16 protein-coding genes and 1 pseudogene are annotated in these 16,426 nt (G+C 71.2%); 9 read left to right on the forward strand and 8 right to left on the reverse strand.

Going from position 1 to position 16,426, the window contains the following annotated elements; translation table 11 throughout:
* Positions 1-26: 26 nt before the first annotated feature.
* Both ACFY9E_RS14475 and ACFY9E_RS14480 read right to left on the reverse strand, forming a co-directional pair.
* Positions 27-491, reverse strand: coding sequence for a DUF5990 family protein (locus tag ACFY9E_RS14475; protein WP_390983030.1), 465 nt, complete (start codon positions 489-491; stop codon positions 27-29).
* 95 nt (positions 492-586) lie between these two features.
* Entirely contained in the window at positions 587-781 is a 195-nt protein-coding gene (locus ACFY9E_RS14480) for a hypothetical protein (RefSeq protein WP_390983033.1), read from the reverse strand.
* A 64-nt stretch (positions 782-845) separates the two neighbouring features.
* Between ACFY9E_RS14480 and ACFY9E_RS14485 the strand changes: the two genes are divergently transcribed.
* Positions 846-998 (forward strand): hypothetical protein, encoded by a 153-nt coding sequence (locus ACFY9E_RS14485; RefSeq protein WP_390983035.1) that lies wholly within the window; start codon positions 846-848, stop codon positions 996-998.
* Positions 999-1,064: 66 nt separating this feature from the next.
* On the opposite strand, the gene ACFY9E_RS14490 is transcribed toward ACFY9E_RS14485, so the two are convergent.
* Together ACFY9E_RS14490 and ACFY9E_RS14495 are read right to left on the reverse strand one after the other, a co-directional pair.
* Positions 1,065-1,586: a DUF5994 family protein gene (locus ACFY9E_RS14490; RefSeq protein ID WP_390983037.1), complete on the reverse strand. Its 522-nt coding sequence runs from the start codon at positions 1,584-1,586 to the stop codon at positions 1,065-1,067.
* 57 nt (positions 1,587-1,643) lie between these two features.
* A complete protein-coding gene (locus tag ACFY9E_RS14495) occupies positions 1,644-2,045 on the reverse strand; it encodes a DUF5994 family protein (RefSeq protein ID WP_390983040.1) in 402 nt (133 codons plus the stop codon).
* Between the two features lie 987 nt (positions 2,046-3,032).
* On the opposite strand from ACFY9E_RS14495, the gene ACFY9E_RS14500 reads away from it, so the two are divergent.
* The gene (locus ACFY9E_RS14500; RefSeq protein ID WP_390983042.1) at positions 3,033-3,626 is read left to right on the forward strand and encodes a hypothetical protein; all 594 of its coding nucleotides are present in this window, start codon (positions 3,033-3,035) and stop codon (positions 3,624-3,626) included.
* A 32-nt stretch (positions 3,627-3,658) separates the two neighbouring features.
* Here the strand turns inward: ACFY9E_RS14500 and ACFY9E_RS14505 are convergent, their stop codons facing one another.
* Both ACFY9E_RS14505 and ACFY9E_RS14510 read right to left on the reverse strand, forming a co-directional pair.
* Positions 3,659-5,365: a SpoIIE family protein phosphatase gene (locus tag ACFY9E_RS14505; protein ID WP_390983045.1), complete on the reverse strand. Its 1,707-nt coding sequence runs from the start codon at positions 5,363-5,365 to the stop codon at positions 3,659-3,661.
* Positions 5,366-5,989: 624 nt separating this feature from the next.
* A complete protein-coding gene (locus ACFY9E_RS14510; protein ID WP_390983048.1) occupies positions 5,990-6,631 on the reverse strand; it encodes a maleylpyruvate isomerase N-terminal domain-containing protein in 642 nt (213 codons plus the stop codon).
* A 391-nt stretch (positions 6,632-7,022) separates the two neighbouring features.
* On the opposite strand from ACFY9E_RS14510, the gene ACFY9E_RS14515 reads away from it, so the two are divergent.
* The 6 genes and pseudogenes from ACFY9E_RS14515 to ACFY9E_RS14540 all read left to right on the forward strand — a co-directional run bounded on the left by ACFY9E_RS14515 (position 7,023) and on the right by ACFY9E_RS14540 (position 13,573).
* Positions 7,023-7,985, forward strand: coding sequence for an oxidoreductase (locus tag ACFY9E_RS14515; RefSeq protein WP_390983050.1), 963 nt, complete (start codon positions 7,023-7,025; stop codon positions 7,983-7,985).
* 262 nt (positions 7,986-8,247) lie between these two features.
* Positions 8,248-8,523, forward strand: a pseudogene (locus tag ACFY9E_RS14520) (hypothetical protein); the annotation flags it as partial.
* A complete protein-coding gene (locus ACFY9E_RS14525; protein WP_390983052.1) occupies positions 8,520-9,281 on the forward strand; it encodes a methyltransferase domain-containing protein in 762 nt (253 codons plus the stop codon). The pseudogene ACFY9E_RS14520 and the gene ACFY9E_RS14525, both read left to right, overlap by 4 nt.
* A 905-nt stretch (positions 9,282-10,186) precedes the next feature.
* The gene (locus tag ACFY9E_RS14530) at positions 10,187-11,560 is read left to right on the forward strand and encodes an ice-binding family protein (RefSeq protein ID WP_390983054.1); all 1,374 of its coding nucleotides are present in this window, start codon (positions 10,187-10,189) and stop codon (positions 11,558-11,560) included.
* 113 nt (positions 11,561-11,673) lie between these two features.
* Positions 11,674-12,390 carry a DUF5819 family protein gene (locus ACFY9E_RS14535; RefSeq protein WP_390983057.1) on the forward strand — a complete coding sequence of 239 codons (717 nt, stop codon included), beginning with the start codon at positions 11,674-11,676 and terminating at the stop codon, positions 12,388-12,390.
* The gene (locus ACFY9E_RS14540) at positions 12,380-13,573 is read left to right on the forward strand and encodes an HTTM domain-containing protein (protein ID WP_390983059.1); all 1,194 of its coding nucleotides are present in this window, start codon (positions 12,380-12,382) and stop codon (positions 13,571-13,573) included. The genes ACFY9E_RS14535 and ACFY9E_RS14540 overlap by 11 nt, the downstream gene beginning before the upstream one ends.
* 53 nt (positions 13,574-13,626) lie before the next feature.
* On the opposite strand, the gene ACFY9E_RS14545 is transcribed toward ACFY9E_RS14540, so the two are convergent.
* Together ACFY9E_RS14545 and ACFY9E_RS14550 are read right to left on the reverse strand one after the other, a co-directional pair.
* Complete coding sequence (locus ACFY9E_RS14545; protein ID WP_390983061.1) at positions 13,627-14,862, reverse strand: SpoIIE family protein phosphatase; 1,236 nt, start codon at positions 14,860-14,862, stop codon at positions 13,627-13,629.
* Positions 14,863-15,104: 242 nt separating this feature from the next.
* Entirely contained in the window at positions 15,105-15,881 is a 777-nt protein-coding gene (locus ACFY9E_RS14550) for a hypothetical protein (RefSeq protein ID WP_390983063.1), read from the reverse strand.
* Positions 15,882-15,982: 101 nt separating this feature from the next.
* On the opposite strand from ACFY9E_RS14550, the gene ACFY9E_RS14555 reads away from it, so the two are divergent.
* Complete coding sequence (locus ACFY9E_RS14555) at positions 15,983-16,414, forward strand: Asp23/Gls24 family envelope stress response protein (RefSeq protein ID WP_390983065.1); 432 nt, start codon at positions 15,983-15,985, stop codon at positions 16,412-16,414.
* The last annotated feature ends 12 nt before the right edge of the window (positions 16,415-16,426 follow it).

A 16,426-nucleotide genomic window follows, 5' to 3' on the forward strand; every position in this document is an offset into this window, starting at 1 on the left:
GGCCGGAGCGGCCGGGGCGACGTCCCTCATCCGCGTGCGGCGGTCCAGGTGATGTGCGGGGGTTCGACCCGTGCGCACAGGGGCCCGCCCTGCGCGTCGGTCAGGCCGAGGCGTCCGACCAGCAGCCCTTCGCGGGCCGCGGCGGCGAGCACATCGGCGGGGATGACATCGAGCATGAGCTTGGCGCGACGGAACATCGTGAACATGCCCGACTCGTCGACCGTCCCCCACGACAGGTAGATGAACCGCCGGCCCAGACGGTCCTGCACGTACGGCCCCCGGACCTCGGTGCCGGCCGGCGAGGTGCTCGTGGTGCACTCCAGGGTCCAGGTCGCGCGGGACGCGTCACCGGGCTGTGGATCGAGGAGTTCGGCCGGACGGTCGCGGCGTTGCACGGCGACGTGGATGTTGCCGCGGGCGGGCACTTCGCCGTCGGCGGAGGCGGGGCGGGTGCGGCCGGGCAGGTCGACGGCGTCGATGCGGATGCGCATGACGGCCATCATCCCCTCCTGCCCTTCCCGGTGTCCGGGCACCGCCCGGATCGTGGCCCCCGCCCTGAACGAACCGGCCTCGCGCCCCCCGCAGGTCACTGCGGGAACTCACCCTCGGCGCCGTCGGCGTGGTGCTGGGGCAGCGGTATCACCACCCGCCCGACGTCACCCCCCGAGGCGTCGAGGTCTCGCCGCTGCTCGACGACCCGCTGCTCGCTCACCACGGCCGGCCGGGGATGGAGGGCCGCATCGACCACGCCGAGCTGGCGACGCCGCTCAGCTTCAACCACTTCCTCGGCAGGGAGAGGGGCGACTTCATGTCTCTCACCCACACCCCGCAGCGGTTCGCCTTGCGTGACCTCGGCGCCCACACCCACGTCCCCGGCCTCCTTCCTCACCGGCCAGGACGTGGCCTCGGCAGGCGTCAGCGGCGCCATCATGGGCGGCGTCGTCGCGGCCTCCGCCGCCCTGGAGCGCGACGTGCTCCAGGACCTCGCGACCGGGTGAGTTCCTCACCGAGGGAGCCCACGCCGACACCCGCTTCCATGAAGGGTGTCGGCGGCCCGGCCGGAGTCACCGGTCCTCCCGCCGGGGGCCGTCCGCGGTGGCCGGAACGGCCGGACGGGTCCGGCCCGTGCCGGTGTCGATCAGGATCTGCTGAGCCTGCTTGGGGCTGCCGGTGCGCACCGCTTCGGTCATCGCGGCCCGCGCCGCCTCGGGGGACGCGTCCGGTGGGACCACCAGCAGGGAGAAGTGGTCCTGGTCCCCTCGGGTCACGAGCGCGGTGTCGTCGCCCACGGAGAAGACGTCGATGTGCACCACACGGTCGTCGACGGACATCCGCGTCGGCATGTCGTCCCAGGCCGCGGAGTCCAGGCCGATCCGTGTGATCGGCCCGAGGCGCTCGGTCAGTGCGCTGATCAGGCCGGGCAGTTCGGCGGCGAGATTCCTGGAGCGGGGCCACCACGCACCGTCGAGGATGCTCCGGCGTTCGTGGGTGGTGGTGAGCCGCAGGAGCGCCGTTCCGGGACGCAGGGATTCGTGTGCGCCGTCCGCCAGCAAACCGGCCGGAGGCGCGGAATCGGGATCGGGCATCGTGCTCACCTGCCTGTTCGGGGCGGCCCTCCTCGCGTCCACGCTACTCCTGGAGCGTCAGGCGCGGTCGCCGAGCGCGGCGGTCATGATCGGCTCGGCCGCCTCCTCGGTGGTGCCGGGCGGCACGACCAGCAGGTCCCAGCGGCCGTGGCCGGGGGCGAGCAGGACGACGGTGTCCGGGGCGTGCGCCGCGACCGTCTTCCGCAGCCGGACGACCTGGTTGGCGACGAGCATCCGGCCGGGCGCCGCGGACCAGGCCGCTCCGTTCACCGTGACGCCGGCGATGTGCCCCCAGGCGCGTGGCAGTGCGGCGAGCAACTGCGGAAGCTCGGCCAGAAGGTCGTAGGAGCGCGGCCACCACACGCCGTCGAGGCGACGCGGCAGTGCGCTGTGGGGCGCGAGGCGCAGGCGGAGGCGAGGGCGGACGGGCGGTGCGGGCGGCGATGCTGTGGTGATCACGGTGTCTCCTTCGACGGGTCGGGAAGCGGTGGGCCCGGGTCGGGCGCGGCGGGCGGCGAGACGGTCCGGCCTGGGCCAGCGCACGTCGGACACCCGGCCGAGGCGTTCGAGGAGGCGGATGACGGCGGCCGAGGGGTCGAGGTCTGGCCCCGGTCGTCGCCGCGGGCGGGCACCGCGCCGTCGGACGGGAAGGGCGCCGTTCCGTCGTACCCCTGCGGCGGGCGGGCGGGACCCGGCGGGACCTGTGCCGGTGAGGGGGAACGGTCGCGGAAGAATCGAGCGGCATGACGGGGCTCCTCGGCCTCGTGCGGGGGATTCCTCCCGCCGGGCCGACACGAGGGACCGAGAGGGACGCGGCCGGGTGCTCGGCCACTGTTGTGACGTGGAAGGGGGGCCGTCAGGCGAGGCACGCTCTCCTGAGCCGCTGCGGGTGGGGCGGTGTTCCGGCTGCGCGCCGGTCGCCTGCGGAAACGCGGTGCCACGACAGGGGCGTCGAGGGCGGGTGACACAGGCCGCCAGGTGCGGAACCCGTCCGGGCGGGGAACCGCCCGGTGTCATCGTGTGCCGGGGGTCGGAAGCCGGTCCGTCACCGGTGTGCGTCGTCCCCTCGGTCCCTTCAGCCTACCTGGCGGGCAGCGAAAAGGGGGTTACGGACCGTAACAGATGCGGGAGGGGAGCGGAGCCGGGGCGCGCCTCGGTGCTGCGCCGAGGTGGTCGGCCGCAGCGGCCCGAGCCGCGCGGCTGCGGCGGTTTCCGTCCGGGGCGGGAGGACGAGCCCGCAAGGGGGCGTGGCCGCGGGAGTACGGTGGAAGACACCGAGGGCATGTCGCACGCCGGCTCCGACACCGGTGCCGCTCTCGGCGACCGACGACGCCGGGCCGGATCGCCCGTGCCCGGGGCAGGGCTTGCCTCATGACCGTGAACGTGCCGGTTCCGCCGACGACCACAGAATGTCCCGGGCGTCCTGTTGGTTCGAATCCGCCCGCGATGCGGAAGCCCGGCACGGCGAGGCCGGAACGCGGCTCCTCACCGCGAGAGGGACAGCGCGTCCGCGCGCTGACCCGGCGTCAGATCGAGGACCATCTGCAGGAACTGGGCGATCTGTACGCGGAGACGTCCGGCGGCGGCCCCTGGGCGTGGAACCAGGCCCGCGGCGCCTTCCTGCGGCGGCTGGCGGCCGACGTACAACGACCGGGGTTCGAGCTGCTGGTCGCGGAGACCACCGCGCTGACCGGATGCGCCTACGGCTTTCCCGTACGTGGCGACGGCCCTTGGTGGGAGGGCTTCGACGGATACCTTCCGGGGCGGCTGCTCCGTCTCGCCGCCTCCGGACGGCTCTTCGTGATCTCGGGGATCCACGTTCCCTCCCGCGTACGCCGGCAGAACCAGGACCGTGCCTGGAACCTCGCCCGGCGGTTGCAGAGACGGCTGCTCACCGACCACGGTGCCGCCGTCGCCGTCACACTGGTCAACCGCTCCGACCACAGGACCGTCGAGGCGCTGCTGTCCTGGGGGTGGCGCTCCATCGAGGGCGACACACCTCCGCTCGGCCCGTTCCGCGTTCTGGTCCTCGAGGCCTGAGCACCGTCTCCCGCCTCACCGCGGCCCGGTTCTCACGGCGACGGCAGGCGCAGGGCGAGGAGGGCCACGTCGTCCGTGCTGCCGGGCGGCATGCGGGCGGGCAGCTGGTCACACAGTGTGTCCAGCGGCTCGTGGGCGAGCGCGAGGGCGTGGCGGCGCAGACGGGCGAGGCCGGTGTCCAGGTCGCTGCCGGGGATCTCGATCAGACCGTCGGTGTAGAGCAGCAGGGTGGAACCCGGCGGCAGGACCTCCGCGGCGCTCGGCCGGCCGGCGCCGGTGCCCGGAGGGGCGCCGAGGAGGACTCCTTGTCCGGCTTCGAGGTACCGCGCCTGTCCGTCCTCGGTCAGCAGGAGGGGCGGCGGATGCCCGGCGCTGGTCCACCGCAGCGTCCACGGGCCGGTGTGCGGGTCGCCTTCGAGCAGGGCGAGGACGAGGGTGGCCATGGGGACGGTGGTGATGGCGGGCATGGCGTCGTCGAGGCGGTCGACGACGGCACCGGGCGGGCCGCTGTGGTCCCAGGCCAGTGAGCGCAGGATGCCGTGCAGTTGCGCCATTCCGGCCGCCGCGGTCAGGTCGTGGCCCACGACGTCGCCGATCACCAGCGCGAGCGTGCCGTCCTTCCGCTCGAACGCGTCGTACCAGTCGCCGCCCACCTGGGAGCCGGCCGGGGCGGGCTGGTAGCGGGCGGCCAGCCGCAGGCGGCCGGGCTGGGGCAGCGGGGCGAGCAGGTTGCGCTGCATGGCCTCGGCGACGGCGCGCTGGCGGCCGAAGCGGCGGGCGTTGTCGATGACCAGGCCGACCCGGCGGCCGATGTCGCTCACCACGGTCAGGTCGTCGGTGTCGAAGGGGTGCGCCGGGTCGGTGCGCACCAGCGTCAGGGCGCCGGTGACCTGCTGCCGGGAGCCCAGCGGCACCGTGACGGCGGAGGTGGCACGGGCGGCCCGCAGGAAGCCGCTGTGAACGGCGGCCAGGGCCGAGTCGGTCGGTGCGGTCACGTCGGCCTCGCGCTGCAGGACGGGATCACCGCCGTTCAGCACCCGGACCAGAGGGGAGCGGGCTTCCTCCCCGGCCTCGGGAAGGCGCTCGTGCCAGTCCTCCTGTGCGGCGTCCCGGCCCTCGGGGCCCGTCACCGCCACGCGGTGGACCTGTCCGGAACCGGACCGGAGGTCGACCGCCGCCCAGTCGGCGAGGCGCGGCACCAGCAGGCGGCCCAGTCGGGCGAGGGCCTCATCGGTCTCCAGCGTCTGACCGAGTACGTCCGTGATCTCCGCGACCAGTGTCAGCCGCTCGGTGAGGTCCTCCAGAGCACGTGTGTAGGCCGCACGCTCCCGACGCGCGCTGCGGTCGGCGGCCGCGTCGGTGAACAGCACGGCCATGCCCGTGAAGACGCCGTCGTCCGTCAGGGGAGAAGCGGACCAGGAGATCGCGACCAGGCGGCCGTCACCGCGCCGGCAGAGGTGGCCCTCCCCGCGTGCCTCGGCCCTCTCGGCCACGGCCCGCAGCAGCGGGCACTGCTCCCGGGGGACGCTGCCGCCGTCCGCGTCGCGGTGCAGCAGGTCGTGTGCGTCCTCCCCGCGCATCGACGACGCGGCGCGCCCCAGCAGCCGCTCGGCGGCCGGATTGACCGCGAGGATCCGTCCGGCGGGATCCACCACGATCAGGGCCGTGCCCAGCTGCCCGACGACCCGCTGCCAGAATCCCGGCTCGGCCGCCGACCGCCACCGCCCTTCACCTGCCACACCCTCCACGATGCCGCCCCCTCCGTCATGGAAACCCTCTCCGAAGACCGCGGGCGCATCGGCGGACCGACACACCAGTGGATCGATAATCCCCCGACTCGGTGCCGATCAGCTCGGCGATCTCGCCTGGTCATGCGTTCCCTCGGCGCGAGCCGCTGCCTGCTGCCCCCGACGCACTGTCCGCGGCCTCTTCGCCTCGCGTGCGAACCGAGCGGCGGCCACCCTGTACGGCACAGCCCCAGACTGCCGGAACAACGCCCGCTCGATGAACGCGACTTCGGCCTCGGCCCCCGGCCTGCCCTGGACGACGAAGCATCCCCGGGTCGCTGACCTGGGGGTTTCACATGGAGCGGGTGACGGGAATCGAACTTGCGCTCTGAGCTCGGCAAACCGCGATCACACGCGGCCCGTTCGAGCACCGGGCGGGGCTCAGATCCAGGAACGCGACGAGCCCCGGGCCTCGGGAACGCTCGTGGAAGTCGCCGGAGTCGCTGAAGTCGTTCGTACCGCCGCCGGCCGCCTCAGTGCGCGGCTTGCCGCATGACCAACCTCTTTGCGCGACCAGGGGATTGACCCCTCGCTCGAACCAGTGCTCACCGTGAACAAGGCAACGGCTACGGCTTCTTACAGCACGCGCAAAGCCTGGTCGGCGTCACGTTCACGCCTGGCGAGCGCGTGGAGCACGGCCTGATCGCCGTGCCGGTCACGGGCGGCTGCGACAAGGACATCGACTGCAATGGCGAGCGTGGCTTCGGGCGTCTGCCCGTCAGCGCCCACGCTCAGAACCAGGTCATCAAGGTGCACTGCCAATTCGACGCATCGGGTTTGGAGATAGCCGTCGAGCAGCATTTCCTCTCCAGGCCGGTGGAGGATGGCCACGCGCCGATCGGCTGGCTCTTGGCCCAGCCGTTGTGCCAGCCTTTGCCATGCAGCGCGCGCCTGCTCAGCCACGGCGGCGGGGCCGGCGGCTGCCGTCTCCTCGCTCCGCGCGCGCACGCCGACGTTGAGCGCGGAGTCCGGCAAAGACGTGCCGACGAGCCGCGCGTAGTAGCGCACGGGCGATACCGGCTCCGAGCCGGCCGTCTCGCCGTCGAGAAACCATTCGACCTGCAGGACGCTGCGCGCAAGGTGACCGGCCAGTCCACCCACCGTCATCCCCGGCAGCACTGACTCCTCGCCCCAGCAACGCGCCACCTCTTCCGTGGCCAGCAGCTGCACAGCCCGCTCGGCGCCCAGCAGGTATGCCTTGCGTATTCCCTCAGTCATGCGAGGCATCTTGCCCGCGCCAAGATCGTCACGGCCGGGGCGTTCACATGATGGAACCTTCGCCATGATGGGGACGAGCGATCGGTCTCCTCACCCGGGCGGACACCGGCAAGGGTGGTGGAGACGACGTACTTCGGTGTCACCTTGTAGTCGGCGAAGTAGTCGGCGAAGTCCTCCATGTCGGCCACACCGGGCGGGCTGAACACCTCGCAGCTCGCGCAACAGCGACGAGCGGTGCATGACCCGCCTCAACCGGTGTCACGGCATTTGACGCGGTCCTGGCTCGGTGGTCCAAACGAAACCGCCCAGCGCTTACGCAGCGGCTGGACCCGGGCGTCAGCCGTCACCGGCCCTTGCCTTGGAGCGCGATCCAGCACCTAGCGTCTCCGTCATGACGACACCTCAGCACAAGATCGGGTCGGGTTTCGGTGCCCGGAGCACCGCGGACGACGTCCTGAGCGGGATCGACCTGTCCGGCAGCACTGCGATCGTCACCGGTGGCTACTCGGGACTCGGGCTGGAGACAACGCGCGCCCTGGCGGGTGCCGGAGCCCGCGTCGTGGTCCCCGCCCGGCGACGGGCGGCCGCTCAGGAAGCGGTCGAGGGCATCGACGGCGTCGAGATCCACGACCTCGACCTGTCCGACCTCGAAAGCGTCCGCGGTTTCGCCGAGCGGTTCCTGGCCTCGGGTCGCGAGGTCGACATCGTGATCAACAATGCGGGGATCATGGCCTGCCCCGAGACACGTGTCGGCCCGGGGTGGGAGGCACAGTTCGCCACCAACCACCTCGGTCACTATGCGCTGATCAACCATCTCTGGCCGGCGATCGCGCGCGGTGGTGCGCGGGTGGTCGCCGTGTCCTCCGGCGCCCACGGCATCACCGGCATGCGGTGGGACGACGTGCAGTTCGAGCGTGGCTACGACAGATGGCAGGCGTACGGGCAGGCGAAGACGGCGAACGTGCTGTTCGCCGTGCAGCTCGACGCGCTCGGCCGCGACGCCGGAGTCAGAGCGTTCGCGCTGCATCCGGGCAGCATCCTCACCCCGCTGCAGCGCCACCTCGCGAAGGCGGAGATGGTCGACGCGGGCTGGATCGATGAGAACGGCACCCCGACCGATCCCACCTTCAAGACGCCCGGGCAGGGGGCGGCGACGCAGGTGTGGGCGGCGACCTCCCCCCGGCTGGCGGGCATGGGCGGCGTGTACTGCGAGGACTGCGACATAGCCGAGCCGGCCGGCGACGGCTCGGAAGGCGGCGTGCACGCCCACGCGACCGACCCCGAGCAGGCCGCCCGCCTGTGGGCGCTGTCGGCCGACCTCACGGGCGTCGACGCTTTCGCGGCGGCACCGTAGGCCCGGACGTCGCGGGTCACCCCTTCAGGTCTGTGGCCGGCCCCCGGGCCGGCCGCACCATACGAATCAACGACCCGCGAGGTAAGGGCCTACTGTCTCCTCATCCGGATACCGACGGCCTTCGTCCGTCAAGCGGGGAGAACCTCCCGCCGGCCACCGCCTGATCAGTCGGGCGTGGGAAGGCGCGCGGGCGCGGTGTTGCTCACCTGCTGGAAGATGTCTGCACGTCACCCCGCACCGCCGGTGAACGGGTCTCGGCACCGCGCTGCTCTCCCGCGCCGCGGCGGCCGTCGCCGAGTGCGCGAGGGGAAACGCCATGTACCTGTGGGTGCTCGAACAGAACGCGGCGGCCCAGGAGTTCTACCGAGCCCTGGGTGGCACCTGCGTCGAAGAAGCACCGGTTTCACCGCCCGGCGGCGTGGCGTCCCGGCTCGCAGGATCCCCCGCCAAGCTTCGCTTCACCTGGCCCGACGCCTCGCTGCTCGCGCCGGCCGGCGCACGGCACGGCATGCCGACCATCCGAAGGAGCACGCCATGACCCCTGACGCGCGTACCGGCGTCGACCACTACGACCGGCTGCTCGCCGAGCACTACACCTGGATGCTGGGGGGCCACGTCCACGAAGTCGCCGCCCGGCAGGCCGAGTTGCTTGCGGAACTCGGCCTGGCGGGGACCGAAGACGATACAGCCGTCGACCTGGGCTGCGGCTCCGGTGCGCAGACGCTGGCGCTGATCCGCCTCGGTTTCTCCCCCGTGATCGCGGTGGACACCAGCCGCCGGCTGCTCGACGAACTCCTCTCGTACGTCGGGGACACCGAGGCGGTGCGGCCGATGCACGGCGACATCCGCACCGTGCTGCCCGAGGCGGCCGAACCGGGCACGGTCGCGGCAGTCGTCTGCATGGGGGACACGCTTCCCCACCTCCCGTCCAAGGCGGACGTCCCCGTACTGCTCGGCCACATCTGCCGTGCCCTCGTCCCGGGCGGCCACTTCGTGGTCACTTACCGCGATCTCACCACGGAGTTGCGCGGCACGGACCGTTTCATCCCGGTCCGCAGCAGCGACGACCGGCTGCTCACCTGCTTCCTCGAATACCGCGACGAGGACACGGTGATCGTCCACGACCTGCTCCACACTCGGACGAACGGCGCCTGGCAACAACACACGGGCAGCTACCCCGAGCTGCGACTCGGGTCCTCCTGGCTGGTGGAACAGTGCCGGGCCGCAGGACTGGACGTCCGCCACGACGCCGCGGACTCCAGAGGGATGCGGATCCTGCACGCCGTGAAGCCCTGACGGGCGTTCGGCTCTCGTGCGGCACCGGCGACGACCGTGCGGTGACGACCTCGCGGACGGCTGCGGTCTCGGGCCCGGCGCCTTCCCGGTCGGCGAACGGCGGGTGCCCGGCGCCGACCAGAGGCGAGGGGCGGCGGCCTCACTTTGAGAGGGCGGGTTGGAGTGCCGGTCGCAGACCGGTGCGGCCATCAGCGCACGTCGTCGAATGATCGACTGGCAGGGACGCCGGGCCCTGCACGTCGAGTGGCGGGCTATCGATTTCGTCTGTCGCGGCCAACCTCGCGACAGACGAAAAGGCTCCCCTCGGAAATGCTGCTCCAGACGCACTGCCCCCCGCTTCCTTTGCGATCGCTGGGTCACCTGGTCGGAATAGCCCGGTCCGTGTATCGCTGCTTTTCGGCCGTCGAGTGGGCGTGCATGCCCATCGGCATGGCGACCGGCATGCGCAGGCTCAGGTCGGCGGAGCGAGGGTGGCCAGGGGCCTCGATGGCCGAGCCGTGGCCTTGTGGCGCACCGCACCGGCGAGGGCGGCAGCTGGTCTCGGAGAGCGTGTGCGCGGCAGCCGGCGATCGCCGCAGCGAAATCGACAGACCCGGCATCAGTGACGCACGCCGTCTGACCGCACCGCATCGGCCCGATGGTTTCGAGTTCACCGGCCGGTGCGGCGCTCGCACTGAAAGCCAGTGGCGCCGGTAGGAAGATTACTGCATCCGGCCCAGATTTCCCGAAGTCAAATTATTTTCGGAATGCTGTGCGCCGTTTGACTGAGTATCAATTCTTCTGTCTTGTTGCCACCGTTTTCACGGATATTTCTGCGTAATATGCGGCGGCGTAAGAGCAACAAGGCTTCCCGGGTGATCGGTAGGGCCCGGTACGCCACGGTCCTCACAGGAAATGGCCTTTAAATGAAGCTGAAGATCCCTCAAGCGGCTGACCGGCGTTCCCTGTCCGGCGTGCTCGCTTCGACCCTTGCGGCGACGGTCGCTGCCGTGATGGTCGCCGTGACGCCGACCCCCGCGCTCGCGATCGCCACGGCCCCGGGACTGGGCACAGCGGCCAGCTATTCCGTTCTGGCGGGTCAGGGAGTGACCAACACCGGCCCGACCGTGCTCTACAACGACCTCGGGACCGCCCCGAATCCGGCCGTGACCGGTTTCCCGCCCGGCGAGGTGCGCGGCGCGGTGCACCGCGCGGACGCCCAGGCCTTCCAGGCCAAGGCCGACCTGGTCCAGGCGTACAACAACGCGGCCGGCCAGGCACAGGACTTCGCGCTCGATTCGGTGATCGGCGCGGGCCAGACGCTGGACCCCGGTGTCTACACCCGTGAGTCCGGCGGTGTCCAGATCAACGGCACTCTGACCCTGGACGCCCACGGAGACCCCAACGCCGTCTGGGTCTTCCAGATCCCCTCGACCCTGATCACGGCGTCGTCCAGCCAGATCCTCCTCACCAACGGCGCTTCGGCGTGCAACGTGTACTGGCAGGTCGGAAGTTCGGCCACCCTCGGCACCAACTCCGTCTTCGTGGGCACCATCATGGCGCTGACCTCGATCAGCGTGACGACGGGGACGAACATCGAGGGCCGGGCGCTGGCGCGTAACGGCTCCGTGACGCTCGACAACAACAGGATCTTCCTCGGCGGGTGCGCGGGTGCCACCACGGGGGGCACGACGACGGGCACGACGACGGGCACGACGACGGGCACGACCACGGGCACGACCACGGGCACGACCACGGGCACGACCACGGGCACGACGACCGGAACCACCGCGGGTAGCACCGGCGGAGGGCTCCTCGGCGGCGGCCTCGTCAGCGGCGGCCTCGTGACCGGCGGCCTGCTGGGCGGACCCATCGCCTCGCCCGGCAGCACCGCGGGCAACGTCGCCGGCAGCACGTCCGGGAACACCGAGGGCAACACGGCCGGCAACACCACCGGCGGTAACGGAGGCGCCAACGGCGGCGCCAACGGCGGCGCCAACGGTGGCGGGCACGGCGGCGACCACGACAACGGGCCGGGCCACGACGACAAGCCCGGCAGGCCCGGTCACCACAAGCCCGGTGGGCCCGGCCACGACGACAAGCCCGGCAGGCCCGGCCACCACAAGCCCGGTCACGGCGACGAGTCCGACCACGGCAAGCGGCCCCACGAGGAGTACGGCTACGGCAAGCAGCCCCACGAGGCCTACGGCTACGGCAAGCAGCCCCACGAGAACTACGGCTACGGCGGGACGCCCGAGGGCCATGAGGTCGGCGACGACTCCAAGGGCCACGACGGCTAGGCAACGCACTGCGATCAGCCGGCTCGCCTGAGGACGGCGTGCGGCGGAATCTCTTCGAGTCCGCCGCACGCCGCCTCGGCGTGAGCGGCCGATGCGAGAAAGGCAGGTAGGCGATGTCGAGCGGAATTGACGCAGCGGACGTCAAGGAAATCCGGCATTCCGAATCCGGTCCGGTTGTTCAGGACCGTCCTGACGCCACGGCGGCTCCACCCAAGGTGCCGAGAGGTGCCCGTCTACTGAAAGCGGGCCTTTGCGCCGTAGTGGTCTCGTGCCTGGCGGCGAGTGTCGTCCATGTGCTTCTGGTGTTCCTCCATGTGGCACCGGCCAACACCGTCTCCAAGCGTTACGGCTCGCAGATCAATGGGTGGGTGTTCCCCTTCTTCGAGCAGAATTGGCGGCTTTTCGCGCCGGATCCGGAGTCCGTCAACCGGCAGATCCTGGCCAGAACCGCCCACACCGATTCCGATGGTTCGGTCCGGGTGAGTCCCTGGTTCGACCTGACCGCCGTGGACGGCTCCGCGGTCGAACACCAGGCGTTCCCTAGCCACACGGCGCAGAACATGCTGCGCCGTGCCTGGTCCGGCTATGCCGACTCGCACGGAGGAGATGACAGCGTGCGCACGGAACGCGCCGTGATGATGCGGAAGTACCTGGCCAACATCGCCGCGGACCGTCTCGCCGCCCATGGAGGCGGCACTTTCGACTTCGTCCAGCTCCGTGTCGTCACGCGGCCCGTCGCCGCGCCCGGACCGGCGGTCGGTGATCGCCCGCCGAAGCCCTCCGAGAACCGGCTTCTGCCCTGGTGGAAGGTGACCCGCCATGCGAAATGAGACGCAGAGGACGGGGCTTGCCCGCGCCGACCGGTGGCTCGGCGACCGGATGCACGCGGTGTGGGACCTCCTGACCGGGCGTCCGGTGTCCCTCTACGCCGCGTCGGTGCTGCGCATCGGCTACGGGCTGCTCTACCTGGTCTTCCTCCTGCGCGAGTTCCCGCACCGGGACGAGATCTGGGGCCCCGGATCTCCGTGGACACCCGCCCTGGCCCAGGAGCTCTTCGAACAGACGGGCTGGGTCAGCGTCCTGGCCCTGTCCGGCAGCCGGGCCTACTTCGAGCTCTGCTACGCGCTGGCCCTCGTCACGTCCGCGCTGTTCATGCTGGGCTGGCGTACCCGCATCATGTCCGTCCTCTTCGCCGTCGTGGTGACCTCGTTCCACGCTCGCGCGATCTTCATGACGGACGGGGGCGACAACCTGATCCTGCTGATGGCCCTCTATCTCGTCCTCACCGCCTCCGGCCGGCGCTGGTCTCTCGACGCGCGCAGAAACAGGAGGAAGCCGGCCCCTGCCGACAGCGCGCCGCAACCGCCGGGAAAGCCCCTCGCACGGCAACTCCGCGACAGCCGGACCACCTTGGTCACGGCGGTGCACAACTGCGGCATGTTCCTCATCGCGGCGCAGGTCTGTCTTCTCTACGGATCAGCCGGCCTGTACAAGGTCCAGGGCGGTACCTGGGGCAGCGGCACCGCGCTCCATTACGCCCTGAACCTCGAGCTGTTCCGGCCCTGGCCGGTGCTCTCGCACTTCGTCGACGAGCACACGCTCCTGATCGCCGTCGCCGGTTACCTGACCGTGCTCCTCCAGGTGGCCTTCCCGTTCGTGCTGTTCGGCAGACTCAAGTACCCCGTCCTCACCATGCTGCTGGGCATGCACATCGGCATCGCCGTGCTCATGGGCCTGCCTCTGTTCTCCGGGGCGATGATCGTCGCGGACGCGGTGTTCCTTCCCGACCGCTTCTACACCCTTCTGCCTCACCTCCGCCGACGCGTGGGACGGCGGAGGACCAGCACAGGGCCGGCACCGGCCCGAGCGGCGGACGCCGGGGTGGTACCCGCGCAAGGCGGGCCCGGCGGAGCACTCGGCTCGCAGCATCCCGTCGTGCTCCCCGCCGAGCGGAAAGACACCCATGACCGCGCTGAGGCCGCGCCCCCTCGGCTTCCCTCCCCAGGGTCCTGACCCAGTGCCCGGGCGGCAGGCATCCTCCGGCACCGCCCAAGGGGAGCACCTGGTCACGGCTGCCGCTTCTCGCGGACGGCCGAGGCCTGCCGGGTGTCCGCCCCGGAGTTGACGTGCCGCTGGGTCTCGTGGGGGCCGTGCCAGTCCAGACACATGACGGTGGCGTCGTCCTCGAGCCGGCCACCGGCGGCGTCCCGGACCTCCGACGTCAGGGCCAGCGCGGCCTCCCGCGGGTGCAGGTCCCGGGTGTGCTTCACCAGGGCGGCGAGGTCGACCTTGCCGCCATGACGTTCGACCATGCCGTCGGTGAACATCAGCAGACGGTCACCGGGGCGCAGATCGAGGTCCTGGACGCGGTAGGGGTGGGGCGCGAACACGGACAGCCCGAAGGGATGGTCCACCTCGCAGGGGACCACTTCCACATCCCCCTGGCGCATGCGGAGCGGCCAGGGGTGACCGGCGTTGACGAACTGGGCCTGCCCCGTGCGCAGATGGATGCGCAGCAACTGCCCGGTGGCGTGACCGTGGCCGTGATCGGCCAGGGCCCGGTCCGCCAGACGGGCCTGCTCCAGGAGACCGGCTCCCGCGCGGCGGGCGCCGCGCAGGGCGCTCACCAGGACCGTGGCGGCCAGGGCGGCGTCGAGGTCGTGGCCCATGGGGTCGGTCACCGACACATGCAGGGTGTCGCGGTCCAGGGTGTAGTCGAACGTGTCGCCGCTGAGGTTCTCGGAGGGCTCCAGGCTCCCGCACAGGGTGAACTGCGCGGCCTCGCAGGACAGTGAGGGGGGCAGGAGCTGGTACTGGATCTCTGCCGCCAGGGTGGGAGGCCTGGAGCGCTTTCCCCAGGTGTAGAGATCGGTGAAGCGCCCGTTGGCGATCACGATGTAGGCCAGGACGTGGGCGGCCTCCCCGACCGCGTCGAGGACGTCCTCGCCGGGATCGGCCGGCAGGAGCAGTTCCAGCAGCCCGATCGCGTCCCCCCGGTTCGTCACCGGCATGATCACCCGATGCCCCTGGCCCGTCGCCTCCTGATACAGCCGCTGGGTGCGGATCACCTCTTCGTAGACGCTGCCGAACATCGGGATCCGTTCCGCCTCCCGGCCACCCGTCGCAGGGGCGGTCGACAGCCGCGCCACGGCCTTTCCCGTCAGATCCACGATGAGGAACGAGACCCTCGCCGCCTCGAAGCGCTGCCGCAGGTCCTCCGCGACCACGTCGGCGGCGTCCACCGGCGCTGCCGTCTCCGCCGCTGTCAGCAACCGGGGAAGCCCACTCTGCCCACCACTCACGACCGTGGTTCCTTCCGCCGGCCCCTTGTCAGCTTGAGATCCTCTGCGATGAACGTCGATCCGCGGACGGTCACCATGAGGGAAAGCTGTCGCGTCATGCGATCGCGGACCGGGGCGGGTCCCGACGTACGCCCGCGGACCGGGGCGGGCCCTGACGTAGGCCCGCGGACCGGGTTGCGCGATCCAGCCCGTCGCGCTCCGTGTGCATTCACGCCGAACAACTCCTCATCGGGCAGCCGATGTCATCCGGCCGGCCGAAGCGCGGTTTCTGTGATGAGAACGGCGGCGGTGACCGGGCCGGGGGTGTCGGAGGCGGCTGCCTCCGCCACGGCGGCCCGGACGGCGCGGGCGACTTCCAGCGGATGGTGTCCGGGGGCGACCGCGATCTGGACCTCGATGTGGCGGCTGGGCGGGTCGCCCTCGTGCCTCACCTTGATCGGGCGGCCTCCCAGCACCGCGGTGAGGCGGGCGACGCCGGGAACGGCCGCCGCGACACCGGCCAGCCTCCCGGCGGGTCCTGGCGCGGGTCCTGTTCCGGTCATGGGCGAGCTTCGCCCGGCTGTGGCTTCCCGCTGTGGCCTCATGGCCCTCTTCGCGATCGGCGGCCTGACGACCGTCTCCGGGCCCTCCTCGAGATCCGTGACGCTCAGGTCAGCCGTCACGACGGTCAGGCCGAGCCCTTCGGTGGCCGCGCGGAGCAGTGTGCTCCGCACCTGTTCCGCCGTCTGCGGCAGTGGTCGCCCGAGGGAGGCCGTGAAGGCGGCCTCCATCCTGAGCGGGCCGGGCGGTAGCGCGCCGACCGGCGGACGGACGGCCGGCTCGGACACGGGCTCGAGCGGCGCCGCCCCGATGCGCAGAGAGTCCACCCGGGCGTCGGGAATCCCGGTGACAGCCCCTCTGAGGGCCCGGACTGCTGCTTGCTCGGTGATCCATGTCCCGTCCTCGGACCCACCGAGCGGGAGCAGCCGGCCCAGCTCGAGCTGATATCGGGCCGCCTGCGTCCACGTCTCAGTTTTCACTGGCCTCTCGCTTCTTTTTCTGTCCCAATCCCCGAAACCATACTAAAAGGAATATATTGGAAAGATGTGATAGCCGGGCTTGTTGAGGGAGGAATATCCCGATGACTGAGAACGCCGGCGTAAGGCACGGTGGAGCGCCCGGGTCCCGCGGCCGGACGGCGATCGCCGACGTGGTGGTGGAGAAGATCGCCGGAATGGCGGCGCGGGACGTGCGCGGCGTCTATGCCCTGGGCAGCGGATTCGCCCGCTCGATGGGCTCCGTGCGCGAGCGGGTGCCCGGCGCCGGTGGTGGCAAGTCCGTCACGCGCGGGGTCAGCGTCGAGGTCGGTGAGCAGCAGGCGGCCATCGATCTGGAGATCGTCGTGGACTACGGCGTCTCCATCACGGACGTGGCCGGTGAGGTGCGGGAGAGCGTGATCTCCGCTGTGGAACGGATGGCGGGCCGGGACGTCGTGGAAGTCAACATCATGGTCAGCGACGTGAAGCTCCCCGAAGAGGAGGACGAAGAGGAAGAGCGCCAGCGGATCCGGTAGCCGGGGCGGAGC

It is taken from the genome of Streptomyces sp. NPDC012466 (genome assembly GCF_042955215.1).
Lineage (GTDB): Bacteria > Actinomycetota > Actinomycetes > Streptomycetales > Streptomycetaceae > Streptomyces.